The 13,066-nt window shown below is 71.0% G+C and carries 10 protein-coding genes; 5 read left to right on the top strand and 5 right to left on the bottom strand.

Going from position 1 to position 13,066, the window contains the following annotated elements:
- Positions 1–61: 61 nt before the first annotated feature.
- Entirely contained in the window at positions 62–2,839 is a 2,778-nt protein-coding gene (locus LO762_RS21510; protein ID WP_230617656.1) for an AAA family ATPase, read from the bottom strand.
- Between the two features lie 437 nt (positions 2,840–3,276).
- Between LO762_RS21510 and LO762_RS21515 the strand changes: the two genes are divergently transcribed.
- Positions 3,277–3,885, top strand: coding sequence for a TetR/AcrR family transcriptional regulator (locus LO762_RS21515; protein WP_230617657.1), 609 nt, complete (start codon positions 3,277–3,279; stop codon positions 3,883–3,885).
- Positions 3,886–3,969: 84 nt separating this feature from the next.
- Here the strand turns inward: LO762_RS21515 and LO762_RS21520 are convergent, their stop codons facing one another.
- Positions 3,970–5,460, bottom strand: a complete 1,491-nt coding sequence (locus LO762_RS21520; RefSeq protein ID WP_230617658.1) for an MFS transporter — start codon at positions 5,458–5,460, stop codon at positions 3,970–3,972.
- A 136-nt stretch (positions 5,461–5,596) separates the two neighbouring features.
- Positions 5,597–6,991: an NAD(P)/FAD-dependent oxidoreductase gene (locus LO762_RS21525; RefSeq protein WP_230617659.1), complete on the bottom strand. Its 1,395-nt coding sequence runs from the start codon at positions 6,989–6,991 to the stop codon at positions 5,597–5,599.
- 539 nt (positions 6,992–7,530) lie between these two features.
- Between LO762_RS21525 and LO762_RS21530 the strand changes: the two genes are divergently transcribed.
- A complete protein-coding gene (locus LO762_RS21530) occupies positions 7,531–7,800 on the top strand; it encodes a hypothetical protein (RefSeq protein WP_230617660.1) in 270 nt (89 codons plus the stop codon).
- 115 nt (positions 7,801–7,915) lie between these two features.
- On the opposite strand, the gene LO762_RS21535 is transcribed toward LO762_RS21530, so the two are convergent.
- Complete coding sequence (locus LO762_RS21535; protein WP_230617661.1) at positions 7,916–10,294, bottom strand: UvrD-helicase domain-containing protein; 2,379 nt, start codon at positions 10,292–10,294, stop codon at positions 7,916–7,918.
- Positions 10,295–10,527: 233 nt separating this feature from the next.
- Here LO762_RS21535 and LO762_RS21540 point away from each other — a divergent pair, with 233 nt between their 5' ends.
- The 3 genes from LO762_RS21540 to LO762_RS21550 all read left to right on the top strand — a co-directional run bounded on the left by LO762_RS21540 (position 10,528) and on the right by LO762_RS21550 (position 12,022).
- Positions 10,528–10,809 (top strand): hypothetical protein, encoded by a 282-nt coding sequence (locus tag LO762_RS21540; RefSeq protein WP_230617662.1) that lies wholly within the window; start codon positions 10,528–10,530, stop codon positions 10,807–10,809.
- 66 nt (positions 10,810–10,875) lie between these two features.
- Positions 10,876–11,700, top strand: coding sequence for a hypothetical protein (locus LO762_RS21545; RefSeq protein ID WP_230617663.1), 825 nt, complete (start codon positions 10,876–10,878; stop codon positions 11,698–11,700).
- 91 nt (positions 11,701–11,791) lie between these two features.
- The gene (locus LO762_RS21550; RefSeq protein WP_230617664.1) at positions 11,792–12,022 is read left to right on the top strand and encodes a hypothetical protein; all 231 of its coding nucleotides are present in this window, start codon (positions 11,792–11,794) and stop codon (positions 12,020–12,022) included.
- 206 nt (positions 12,023–12,228) lie between these two features.
- Here LO762_RS21550 and LO762_RS21555 read toward each other — a convergent pair whose 3' ends face one another.
- Positions 12,229–13,053: a DUF6602 domain-containing protein gene (locus LO762_RS21555; protein WP_230617665.1), complete on the bottom strand. Its 825-nt coding sequence runs from the start codon at positions 13,051–13,053 to the stop codon at positions 12,229–12,231.
- Between the last annotated feature and the right edge of the window lie 13 nt (positions 13,054–13,066).

Genomic DNA, 13,066 nt, shown 5'->3' on the forward strand with positions numbered 1-13,066 from the left:
ATCGCCTCCGATCCTCTCCCCGCCACCTAAAGCGGACCTTTGCCCAGTCTGACGCCGCCGGTCAGCCGAGATCGGCCATCAGCCGGGCCAGCGTGGCACGCGACCGGATGTTGAGCTTCCGGTAGATGCGGGTGAGATGGACGTCGACGGTCCGCGGGCTCAACGACAGCCGCTCGGCGATCTCCCGGGTCTTCAGTCCCGATCCGGCGATCTCGGCGATCTCCCGTTCCCGCTCGGTGAGCACCGTCAGGTCGACCGCCGCCCGGACCGCCGCCGGGGGCGGGGCGAGCCGCACCGCTCCGCCGCGCTGCGCCAGCTCCTTGGCCAGGATGCGGGTCGCCGCGGCCTCCCTGCGGTGCCCGAGCGTGCTGAGGTGCGGGACGATCGTCATGAGGGCGCGCGCCTGGCAGTGGATCATCCCCGCGGCGCCGAAGAGATCGGCGGCCTGGCGGTAGCGGGCGACGGCCCCGGCCAGATCGTCGCCGACCCGCAGGACCTCGGCCCGGGCCAGCAGCGCGTAGGCCCGCGGCGCGGGCGAGGCCAGCCCCTCGACGGCCTTCTCGACCCGGTCGGCCCAGGGGCCCGGCGGTTCGCCCGCGTCCAGCGAGGCCAGCAGTCCGAGCAGGAAGAACTGGGGCCGCAGGAACGCGGGGATCCCCGGCAGATGCGGGCCGCCGCCCGCGTCCAGCAGCACCGTGACGCTGCGCCTGGCCTCGCCCCTCAGCCAGGCCACGGTCGCCACCGTCAGCGACGCCGCCACCCCCCAGTAGTGGTTGCCCTGCCGCAGCAGGGTCACCGACCGGTCGGCCAGCGCCGAGGCCTCGTCCAGCCCGGTGCCGCCCCACACCTCGCACAGCGCCTCCAGCGCGAGGGCCAGGCCGCGCAGATGCTCGGCGCGGATGCACTGGGCCAGCCGGTCGGCCTCGCCGGCCAGCCGGCGCGCGTCGGACAGGTGGCCGGTCTGCCGGTAGACGTTGCCGAGGCCGAGCAGCAGCGCGGGGAACACATGGCTCTGGCCGGTGCTCTGGGCGATGCGCATGGCGCGGGTGAAGTGGCGTTCGGCGTGCTGGAAGGCGCCGACGATCGTCTCGGCCCAGCCGAGCAGGCCGAGGTATTCGGGGTGGGCGGCCAGTTCGCCGTCCGAGAGCCGGTCGATGGCCCCGCCGCAGTCGGCCACCGAGTCCGGCGCGTGCGGGCGGTTCCTGAACGCGTCGCACAGGCCGTCCAGGACCAGGGCGCCCGCCTCGGCGGTCCGGTCGGCGTGCCGGCGGGCCAGGCGCAGGGCCATCTGCACCTGGCCGCAGCTCGGCAGCCGTCCGTCGAACGCGCCGATGATGCCGTGCTCGATGATGAGGGCCGCGGCCTCGGGGGGAGGGGAGGGATGGGTGAACGCGTGCGCCAGCTCGTCCTCCAGCAGGGCGCGCGCCTCTGTGAAGTTGCCCAGCAGGCACTCCACGACCGAACCGAACGCCACCGCCTGGGCGCGCGCGCCGAGCTCCTCCATCGGGATGGTCCGCAGGACGCGGTGCAGGAGGTCGCGGCTCTCCGACAGCCGCCCGCTCTGGCCCAGCGAACGGGCCAGGAACAGCGTGAGGTCGATGCGGGCGGGGCCGGGAGGGCTGATCCGCAGCGCCGTCTCCAGCCACTGGACGGCGGCGCCGGGGTCGGTCGGGAAGACCTCCTCGGCGGCCTCCCGCAGGATCTGGGCGTCGCGCGGGCCGCCCAGGGTCCGGGAGCGTTCGACGTGCACGGCCCGGTCGACGGCCGTGCCACCCCGGCTGGACAGCAGGTCGACCGCCCGGCGGTGGGCGTGCAGCCGCCAGGTCGGATCGGCCGTGGCGTAGATCAGGCACCGCAGCACGGGGTGGCGGAACCCGTAGGCGCCGGCGTGGTCGACCGGCCGCAGGACGTCGTGCAGGAGCAGGCAGTCCAGCGCGGCCTGGACCTCGTCGTGGCCGGCTTCGGCGACCACGGTCAGCGCCGCGGCGTCGCCGTGGTCGCCCAGGATCGCGGCGGCCGTGGCGATCCGCAGCGTCGCGGCGTCGAGGGTCGCGATCTCGCCGAGGATCAGGCTGGTGGACTGGGTGGGCATATCGCCGGGCAGTTCGTTCGGATCGATGCCGGCCAGCGTGAGCAGGTAGAGCGGGATGCCCTGGCTGACGCGGTGCAGTTCGTGCAGCCGGGCGTCGCCGGGGTCGAGGTCGAGCAGGTTCGCCGCCTCCTGGAGGGCCAGCGGGCCCAGCTCGATCCGGGTGGCGGCGCCCAGCTCGCAGGCGTGGGCGAGGCTGCCGCGCAGGCGCTGCGAGGCCTGGCGGGGACGCTGGGCGATGACGAGCAGGACGGGCCCGGCGGTGGGCCGCCGCACGAGCCGGTCGATCAGGTCGGCCGAAGCGGGGTCGGCCCAGTGGAAGTCGTCCAGGACGACCAGGAGGCCGTCCCCGGCGGCCCGGCCGAGAAGACCGCGCAGCGCGGCGGCGATCCGCTGGCTCTCGCCGACGGCCGGGTTGGGGCCGCTTCCGGCGGCGGCGCGGGCGAGGATCTCGATGTCCTCGGCGGGAGCCCGGCCCGCGCGGTGGTCGCCGAGCGGGATCGATTCGAGGATCTGGGCGAGGATATGGAAGGGCAGGGCCCGCTCCTCGACGACGCACCTGGCGTGGACGACCGGGATGGCCCGGCAGCGCGCCTCGTCCATCAGATCGGCCAGGAGCCGGGTCTTGCCGACGCCGGGTTCGCCCACGATCTCGACCGTCCGGCCCGATCCGCCGCTCAGAGCGTCGAGGGCCGTGTGAAGTGCGTGGGCCTCGGCTCGCCGGAGGCCCGTGGTCTCGATGACGCCCATGGTCTGTCTCTCCCTCAACCGCTGGCCGGATGGTCGTTCAAGAGCAAGGGAGTTGTGCCGTCGCCTCCCCCGGGGACGGGAGGCGTTCCGCTTCTTCCGCTGTGCAGTCTAGGCCGCCGGATCTCGACATTTCCGGTGCCGTGCGTGCAGCTCAGGGGGTTTTGGGCGGTCCGCAGTGCCCGCGGGGGGTGACACGGTCTCCTCGCGGGCGGCCTCGTTTCCCACTGATCGTGCGCATGAGCCGCTTCTCGTGGGCGGAGTGCTCGTGCCGGAGCGGATGCGGCTGGAGTAGCAGAAAGGTCCCACCACGATTCATGCAATGGCCCATTTCGGTCATTCATGTAGGAAAAACACACTTTGTTTTCCGGCCGGACGCGTCTCGACCGGGGGAGCGGTGCGGTCGGTATCCTCAAGACGGACAACGGAGGATGCCTGCCATGACCAAGCCGCTCGCCGGGCCGCTCGCTTCGGATCCGCCGGGCCCGTCCCGCGCCATGCGCATGGACGCCCGCCGGAACCGCGACAGGCTGCTGGCCGTCGCGGCGGAGGTCTTCGCCGAGGAAGGCGTCAACGCCTCGCTGAACGAGATCGCCAAGCGGGCGGAGGTCGGCGCCGGCACCCTCTACCGGCATTTCCCGACCCGGGAGGCGCTGCTGGAGTCCGTGCTGCACGAGCAGTTCGAGGACCTGGAGCGCCACGGCCGCGATCTGCTGGCCGCCCCGCCCACCGGCGACGTCCTGGCGGCCTGGCTGCGTGGGGTCATCACCCAGGTCACGAGCCTTCCGGGGCTGGCCTCGGTGATGATGACGGTCCTGCACGGCGGAGGCTCCGAACTCGAGGCCTCGTGCTCCTCCGTCCGGGTCGCCGGCGCCGACCTGCTGGAGCGCGTCCAGGCGGCGGGCGAGGTCCGGGCCGGGATCGACATCTCCGACCTGCTGAAGCTCGTCATCGCGATCGCGCTGGCCACCGAGGGCGCGCCGGCCGGCTCGGGGGAGTCCGAACGGCTGCTGGACCTGCTGCTCGCCGGCGTGCGCCGCGAAAGGTGACGGCGGGCGGCCCCCCTCGGAGTCCGCCCGCCCGGTGTTGCCGCACGATGGTCCTGGGCCGTCACGGCCGCGAGTTCATACCCGTCACAGCGCGCTGACGGGCTTGCCGCCCGTGGCGAGCCTGACCTTGTGCACGGCCAGCACGGCGATCAACGCGGCCAGGAGGGTGAAGCCCAGGCCGCCGTAGAACGCGGTGGAGATGCCGTGGGACAGCACGTGCGCCGCCTGGTCGTCCGGGGTGGCCCCGACCGGTGGCTTGGCGGCCTCGTCGCGGATGGCATGGCCGAAGACCGCCACCAGGATCGCCAGGCCGAGCGAGCCGCCGACCTGGAGCATCGCCTGGAGCAGGCCGGAGGCGGCACCGGAGTCCTCCTCCGGCAGCCCCGAAAGGATGATCATGTTCATCGGCATGAAGGTCAGGCCGACCCCGATCCCGAACAGCAGCATCGGGCCGAGCACGCCGGAGGCGAACCCGCTGTCCTCGGTCAGCCTGGTCAGCCAGATGACTCCCGCGGTGATGAGCAGCGTGCCCGTCACCATGACGGCCTTGGCCCCGACCTTGGGGAACAGCGCCGGAGCGGCTCCCGCGGCGGCCATCTGCGTCAGGGCCAGCGGCAGGAAGGCCACCCCGGCCGCGACCGGGCCGAAGCCCAGGACCTCCTGGAGGAACTGGGTGAGGAAGAAGAAGACGCCGAACATCGTCGCGGGCAGGACGAGCGTCAGCGCGTAGGACGCGGCCCGGTTGCGCTGGGCGAACAGGCGCAGCGGCATGATCGGCTGGCTCACCCGGGTCTCGGTGAGGAGGAAGACCGCCAGCAGGACCACCGCCGCCACGAACGACACGATGGTCTGGACGTCCGACCAGCCCGCGGCCGAGGCGCGGATGAACCCGTAGACCAGGGCGGACATCCCGATCGTCGAGCTGAGGGCGCCGGTGAGGTCGAACTTGCCGGGGTGGCGGCGCGGTTCGAGCACGAAGCGGGGCGTCACGATCGCCACGATGACGCCGATGGGCACGTTGATGAACAGCACCCAGCGCCACGAGAGGCTGGTCAGGACGCCGCCGAGGATCAGGCCGAGGACCAATCCGGATCCCGCGACGGCCGAGAACACGCTGATCGCCCGGTTGCGCGCGGGCCCGTCCTCGTAGCTGGTGGCGATAAGCGCCAGCGAGCCGGGGGCGGCCAGCGCGGCGCCGACGCCCTGCAGGGCACGGGCGGCGAGCAGGAGCCCGCCGCTGGTGGCCAGCCCGCCGAGCAGGGAGGCGATCGTGAAGATGATCACGCCCCAGAAGAAGATCCTGCGGTGGCCGAGGATGTCGCCGCTGCGGCCGCCCAGCAGCAGCAGACCGCCGAAGGTCAGCGTGTAGGCGTTCATCACCCACGCCAGGTCGGTGGCGCTGAATCCGAGATCGCTCTGGATCTTGGGCAGGGCGATGGTGACCACGCTGGCGTCCAGCAGCACCATCAGCTGGACGGTCGCGATGATCGCCAGAGCGATCCCCGGCCGCCCGCCTCTGACGGCGGCCCCCTCCACGGCGGGGGCGGCTCCGGGGGTAAGCGCCGAGCTTGACATACCTGTCTCTCCGTCCCTGGGTTTTCCGGTCAGTAAACGGAAAGCCTCTCCGCTTACCGGGGAGATGATACGGAGAGACTCTCCGGTTCGCAACGGCGCCGGGACGAGGGGGCCGTCGTGACGCCGCTCGCGGGTCTCACCTGGAGGCGTCCGGGCTGATGGAGGCGTCCGGGCTGACCGCCTCGCGCTGCGCGGGCGCCGGGGCGCTGCGGGCGGAGGAGGTCAAGACCTTCGCGATGACGCGCGGGTGCAGGAGGGTCGCCGGGCTGGCGATCATCTGGGAGGTCGCGAAGAACCGCCGGTACAGGTCCAGGTCGCCGGGCACCAGGTTGATGAGCCGGTCGCTGTACCAGCGGCCGATGCGCTGGGACAGGCCGGGCTTCTGGTCCGACCAGCCCTGGTCGGTGCTGGTCGCCATCGTCCACGGCAGCCGCAGGGCCTTGGCGATCCGGCGCTGGAACTTGCGCTCCAGCCCGGCGGGGTCGCCGCTGGCCGAGACGAGCAGGGACTGGAGGATCTCCGCCTCGATCGCCGCGACGGTCATGCCCTGACCGTAGACCGGGTTGAACGCGCACACCGCATCGCCCAGGACGACGAACCGCTCCGGCCAGCGGGCCTGCGTGTGGTAAGGGATCCATCGGTTCTGGAGCTTGACGGCATGGTAGAGCGGGCCGTCGGGCTCGCCCGCGGTGATGGCCTCGGCGACCAGGGGATTGGTCAGGGACCGGGCGAAGTCGACGAACTCGTCGGGGTCGCCGGGACGCTTCTCACCGCCCGCCGCGAACAGGGAGACCAGCCATCGCCCGTCCTCCACGGTGACCACGGCGCTGCCGCGCTTGCGGTGGGGGGCGTAGGTGAACTCGCCCGCGGTCTTCCAGTCGCCGTCGAAGTCGTCGGGGATGCGGAAGACCCGGGTGGTGTAGGAGAGCCGGCCGTCGATCACCTGCGCCTCGGGAACGGGGTAGCCCGCTGCCGTGAGCCAGGATTCGAGCTTCGAGCCGCGTCCGGCGGCGAACACGACCAGATCGGCGTCGACCTGCTCGGAGGTGTCCGGCGGGCCGGAGGCCGGCCCGCCGGACACCCCGAGGACCCTGGTGCGGTCGTCGTTCCAGCGCAGGCCCTCCACCCGGAATCCGCTCCGCAGCGTGATCTCGGGCCTGCCGAGGACCCGGCGGCGCAGGGTGCGTTCCAGTGTCGTCCTGGTGACCGTCTGCACCTGCAGGCCGATGGTCCCGCGCGGCCCCGGCCCGTTGGGGAAGGCGACGCGGCTGGACTCGCCGCCGTCGAAGACGGGCGCCCCCGCGGCGGTGAGTTCGTCCCGCAGCCCCGGGAACAGGCCCTCAAGGATGTTCGCGCCCCGGGAGAGCAGCGCGTGCGGATGCCTGGCCTGGGGGATTCCGCTGCGGTGCCCGGTCTCCTCGGTGATCGTGTCCTGTTCGAGAATCGTCACTTCGGAGAAATGGTCGGCCAGCACCCGCGCGGCCACCAGACCGCCGAAACCGGCCCCTACCACCACGGCGTTACGCGGCATCTTCGTCGTCCTTTCATCAAGGTGAGAAGCGCTGATCCCGTCGGGGACGAAAGCCTCGTTGGAGCACCATGGTGCAGGACACCCCTGGAATAATCAACTATTCCGATAGGGAAACAATGGTCGATGGGCGGCGTTTTTCTTTAGATGAACTTTGGCTCGTAACGCTATAGGGGATGCCATTCTCCAATGGCTGATTGCATGGGTGATCACTCTTCCTGGGGGCGGTCAGGCGGGGCCGACGAGGTGGGGCGGCGCGCCCAGCGTCACCGACAGTTCGCGGGCGTAGCGGACGAGGGCGGCGCCGAAGCGGTCGACGTCGGCGTCGGTGGTGCGGTAGGCGGGGGCATTGATGCTGATAGCGCCGAGGATCTCGCCCGCCCGCCCGGGGCGCTGGGACTATCCGGCGGGAGCCGACTCGGGCGGATGGTTGGCCGGACTGGCTTCACCGTCGGCCGATCAGTGCGGCGGATCGCGACAGGATCCTGAAGGATCTGTCGACCGACGAGGACGCGCTCAGCGCTGCCGGGCGGCGGGACGACGTGCGGCTCGCACCGTTGTTCTCGTTCTTGACGATCGAGGGTTTCGGGGGTGGTGACGATCCCCGGAAGGTCGCTCGGCTGCGGGCCAGCATCAACGCGGCCTGCCGAGTCGCGGCGGGTGATCGGCGGACCAGCTATCGAGCGACTGACGAGTCGATCACGATCGGAATCGCCGGCCCTGACGCCCGCGAGCGGATCGGTTTTCTGCACCAGCAGCTCTTGGGGATGAGCCGCAGTAAGGGCTGGACGATCACTGAAGATCTCAGATGAGCCACTTCCCCACGAGCGGATGCTGATCGCTCTCCCGCATGGGGCGGGTGACGCAGGGTGTGGTCACGGGCTCGGCACGTCGCGTCCACGGCTCGGAGTGTTGAGGGCGTAGCCGTCAGCCGGTCGCGGTCTGGAGGTGTGTGCGGAGCGCGGCTCGGAGTTCGGGAAGGCCGGTGGTGGCTCCGAGGCGGTGGAGGAAGTCGGGGACGCTCCAGGTGATGAGGGCGCCTTGGCGGGAGAGGTAGAGACCCACCTTGTTGATCTTGTGGTGGTCGTGGTAGTCGAGGAGGAGGTAGCCGGCGAGCTGGTAGATCTCTTCGCGGCCGAGGCGGCGGGGGTGGGTGGTGGCTTTGCAGTCGAGGAGGAGGCCGTCGAGGATGAAGTCGGCGTCGGCGCCGCCGAGGTCGGTGCTGCCGGTGAACAGGGGCCCGCAGATCCTTTTTTCGGCGGGGAGCGCCCGCAGGGCGGCGAGGGGTTGGCGGGCGAGGCGGGTCTGCTGGTGGATGTCGTCGACGGCGTAGGCGGGGACGGCGGCCGTCAGGTCGTCCAGGGCGGTGGCGGGTGTGGCGTAGGCGGGGTTGGCGAGCATGCTGTAGCGGCGCAGACGACCTGTGCGGCACAGGTCCTCGTAGAACGAGGCGACGAAACACAGCCGGGCGAGGTCGTCTTCGGAAGACCGCCCGGGGTCGAGAAGGTGTTCCTTCACACGGGACAGCAGGTCACGGCCAGCGTCGTGGACGGCGGCCCGCACGGCCTGGGACGGCCCTGCGGTGAAGAGGTCGTCGTCCAGGAGCGCTTCGACGCCGAGGGTGACGGCGACACCGAGACCGCCGCCGAAGGACAGGCGGAGCCGGTAGTCGATGGCGTGGCCGAGCGCGGTCCAGTCGGGGTAGCGGACATCGAGGGGCTGGACGGGATGGGGCAGCCCGGTCAGGTGGGCCAGGTAGTCGTGCTCGACGTTCCCGCTGGCGGGCAGGTGGGTGTGCATGAACTGAGAGACCGGTGAGGCCGGGTGTTTGAGCTGCCCGGTGAGGCTGAGCGTTCCGAGGGGCTGCTGGGTTCCGGCGCGTCGCTGCTCGTAGGCGTCGATCCAGGCGACGCCGTCGGGGTCGAGACGGTGGCGGGCGCGGCTGACGGCGACGTAGATGAGGCGGGCCTCGGCCGGGTTCAGCTCACGGCCGGGCCCGTCGCCGTCGCCGGCGGGCGGGTCGAAGCCGCGGCCGATACGGACGGTGTCCCATTCGCGGCCCTTGGCCTTGTGGGCGGTGGACACGGTGACCTTGGCCCGGTACTCGGGGGCCAGGCGCTGGACGGCTTGGAGGATGGTGTCGGGGCCGTAGGTGTCGACGAGGTCGACGGTCGCTTTCAGGTCGGCTCCGGCGGTGTCGAGCTGCACGTACTCCTGGACCTCGGCCCAGGAGGAGAACAGGAACAGCTCCGGGTGACTGGTGCGTTTCCCGGCCTTGAGCTCTTGGGCGGCGTGGGCGATGCGTTCCAGGGCCGTACCGCCGCCGGTGAGCGCGACCGGCACGCCGAGGTTGAGGTAGCCGATGACGTGCGCCATCGCGTCGGCGTTCCCTCGCACCAGCACCGCGTCGGGGTGGGTGAGGGATTCGATGCGGGAGTCGGCCGGGCCGTGCCCGGCCAGCTGCATGGCCGATTCGGCGTGCTTGAGCCACCGGTTGGCGACCGCGGCGATGTCGGGGCCGAGCCGGAAGGACTGGGTGAGGTGCAGATGCTGGGCGGGGAACCCGGTCATCACGTCGCGGGCGCTGCGCCACCCGTAGATCTGCTGGGCGGGGTCGCCGACGCAGACGCGTTGGGCGTCCTGGGCGAGGAACACCTCCTCCAGGACCGGGTTGGTGTCCTGGGCCTCGTCCAGCAGCACGAAATCCGCGCCCAGGGACGGCTCGGTGAGCGCCCACAATTTCATGTAGTGGTCGTGCTCGAAACGCAGCCGCCCATCGCGCGAGCGCAGATCGTCCCACGCCTTGACCGCGAACCGCAGCAGATGGTGGGCCAGGTAGGCCTGCGCTTCGCCGTCCAGGCCGTTGACCGGTTCCATGTGGCGGGCGGTCACCTGCTGGTCGGTGCTGTAGCAGTACCGGCGGATCATCCCCATCACCAGCCGCGCCTGATGCGACACGGTGATCTTCTTCTCGCCGCCCAGATCCAGGTCCCGCACCAGGCCGAGGATGTGCGCGGTCTGCTTGGCGGGGATGCGGGGCGCGTCCAACCGATGCTGGAAGGCACGCCCGACGGTCCGGAACGCCAGGGAATGGGCGGTGCGGCAGACGACGTTCGGCCCGAACCGGCGGGCCGCGTCCACCGCGATCGCCTTGTTGAACGCCACGTACAAGCCACGCCGGCGCGTCGAGGCGCCCATCAGCACCAGCGTCGAGGTCTTCCCGGTGCCCGCCCCGGCGACCAACGCCAGATCCTGACCCGCGGCGAACGCCTCACGGGCGGCCTGCTGCTCGGCGGTCGGCTCCATGGCCAAGAGATCCCTCCAGGGGAGATACGGCTTTATGTACCGTCATCCGGACGCTAGCGGCCGGACACGGTCCGGGGCAGGCCGATCACAATCCGCTGGCCACACCCGGCCGCCACACCACACGAATTAGCAGGTTCATCCCCAGCTCGCCGGGCCGACCTGTACCGGGCCGGTAGCCGGGCGGTGCCGGAGGACGCGAGTACCGCGGGTGCGGGAACGGCGATACTGCCGTCATGCCACGATCAGAGAAGTCCGGCCTGGACGATTGCGTCGAACTCATGGCGACCATGTGGACCAGCGAGGTCGCCGGCCACACCCATGAACGGCAGGCCCGCCACGCGGCCGCGATGCTCCTGTCGGGAAGCGGCATCACCGGCACCGACGCCACCGCCGAGATGATCGAACTCCTCGACGAGGCCATCCAGGTCGGCTACATCGCCGCATTGAAAGAGGTGGAGAACGGCGACCTCGACGACGACATCCGCTCCTGGCGGCCCGACCTCGCCGACGAATGACCTCCGTCACGGCGCTGCCGGAAACGCCTCGGCATCGGCTGCCGCCGGAGAGTACCGTGCGTGATCGTGGACGAACAAGAGATGCTGCGCGGCCTGGTCGAGACCCTCGACCGCCAGCATCGCGCGCACAAGCTGATCAACGGCGGTGCGATGTCGGCGTGGACGATCCAGGCCGGTAGCCCGCTCGCCGGTGACGACGACAGGTCCCACCCGTACGAGGTCGGGCACGCCGCCGCGCACGCCCTGTTCGTCGCCCACGACCACCTGCTGTGCCTGCGGTCGTCGTTCGGCCGTGAACCCATCGTTGTGCACACCCACGGCCAGTTCACCCTCGCCCGGGCCGCACTCGAGAACGCCGCCCGCGCCCTCTGGCTGCTCACCCCCAAGGACCGGGCCACCCGGATCACCCGGTGCCTGGCGATGCGCCGCAAGGACGTCCACACCTCCTTCAAGCGGCGCGACCTCGTCGGCGCCCGCTCCCCGCGGACCAAAGAGCAGGCGTTGGAGGACGTGAACCGCGTCCTGGCAGCTGCCCTCGGCATCACCACCGGCGAGGCCGAACGCGTGGTGAAGGCGACGCCGACCAGCTACCGGGACATGGTGCGCGAAGCGGGCCCGGCCGCCGGGATCTCCGCCGACACCGCCGAAGCCCTGTGGGGTGTGTGCAGCGCGCTGGCCCACGGCGACCTCACCGGCACCCTCGACGCCTCCGAACTGGAGATCACCGCGGCCCGGTCGGTGAAGGGCCGCGACATCGCCACCGTGAAGATCACCGGGTCGGTCGGCAAGCTCTACTGGATCACCCGCGCCACCGCCTCGACGATCGACGCCGGATACGACCTGTACGCCCGCCGCGCCGCCTCCCCCTACACCCTGGCCGCAGGATCGTGACGCCGGACCCGACCGGCCGCATGCCGCCCCAGCCCCGTCTGATCGTCGCCGTTCTCCAGCGGCGCAACACCGGATCTGGGATCCTGACCCCATGACCGAGCCCCGTGTGCTCGCCCCCATCACCGTCGGGGCCCTGCGCAGCTACCTCGCCGAGCAGGGCCTGGCCGACCACCTCCCCGTGGTCGTCGGCGGGACCGATTTCGATGATGCCGAGCGGACACTGATCGGCATCGCCGACGACCTGCGGCATGACGCGCTCGGACCGTTCGGCGGGCGACTGGTGATCGCAGCGACGGGCTTGGGGTTGGTCGACGAAGGCTGACCGGACCGGCAAGCGCTTCCATGACGATGGCCGGTGGCACCCGCCTGTGCTCGGGCGGATCTGCCCAGCCGCGTTCGTCGCCGTCCGGGGTGGCTGGTCAGTCAGGGCATGGTGAGAACGAGTCTGCCGTGGACGTTGCCGGCGCGCAGCAGGTCGGCGGCGTCGTTGGCCTGGTTGAAGGGGCGCACGCTGTCGATCCGGTCTGTTCAGCCCCTGACTGGGTCGTCCTCAATGTGGGTCCAGGTGAAGGCGGGCTCGCCGAGTGGGTGGTGTTGGGCGTAGTCGAACAGCCTGAGTGGCGGCATCCACGCGGTGACGAACTGCTGCTGGAGATGGAGGGTCAGTGCGAGCAGGATGTCCTCGTCCTGGTGGGGTCTGAAGGCGATCAGGCTCGATCCCGGTTCGGGTGTCGGGTTGATGAGGCCCGTGGCCGGGTCGGTCCACATGAGGTAGCCCTTGCCGAGGATCCAGACGCTGTCGGGCCACTCGGCCGCATCGCGGCCGTCGCACCATTGGAGGAGGTGGCTGCCGAGGGTGTCGAGTTCGAGGCCGCTGAACGCGAAGATGATGCCGACGGTCGGGACGTAGGGATAGGTGCGGCCGTAGGCGGTGCGTTCCGCCGGCGGCTGCCGCGGGTGGAACGCGGTCTTCGGCAGCCTCTTGGCCGCGCGGATCTTCTCGCAAGCGTCGCGCAATTCAGCGCCGTCCAGGCTGCTCTTCATCTCGGTGACGCCGTACACGCATTCGTTCACCAACACGCTGAGGCCCGCGAGCGTCGTCAGGGGCGGCACGTTTCTGTCCGCGATCACCACATCGGCCTGCCGCGACACCTGCCCGTCCGCCGACACGATCTCGACGTTGTGGACCGCCCGGACGTGTCCGGGCAACTGGTCGGCGAGATACCGCTGGAAGAGGAGCTCGCGGGTGCCGCCCGCCTCGCCCCGGTGGTTCATCACGACGGACTGTGCGAAGTCCGCGCGTAGCCGCAGGGCGACCGAACGCAGCACCCCTGCGAGCTTGTTGTCGGCCATGTCCTCCACCCTA

The organism is Actinocorallia sp. API 0066 (assembly GCF_020991275.1).
Classification (GTDB): Bacteria; Actinomycetota; Actinomycetes; order Streptosporangiales; family Streptosporangiaceae; genus Actinocorallia.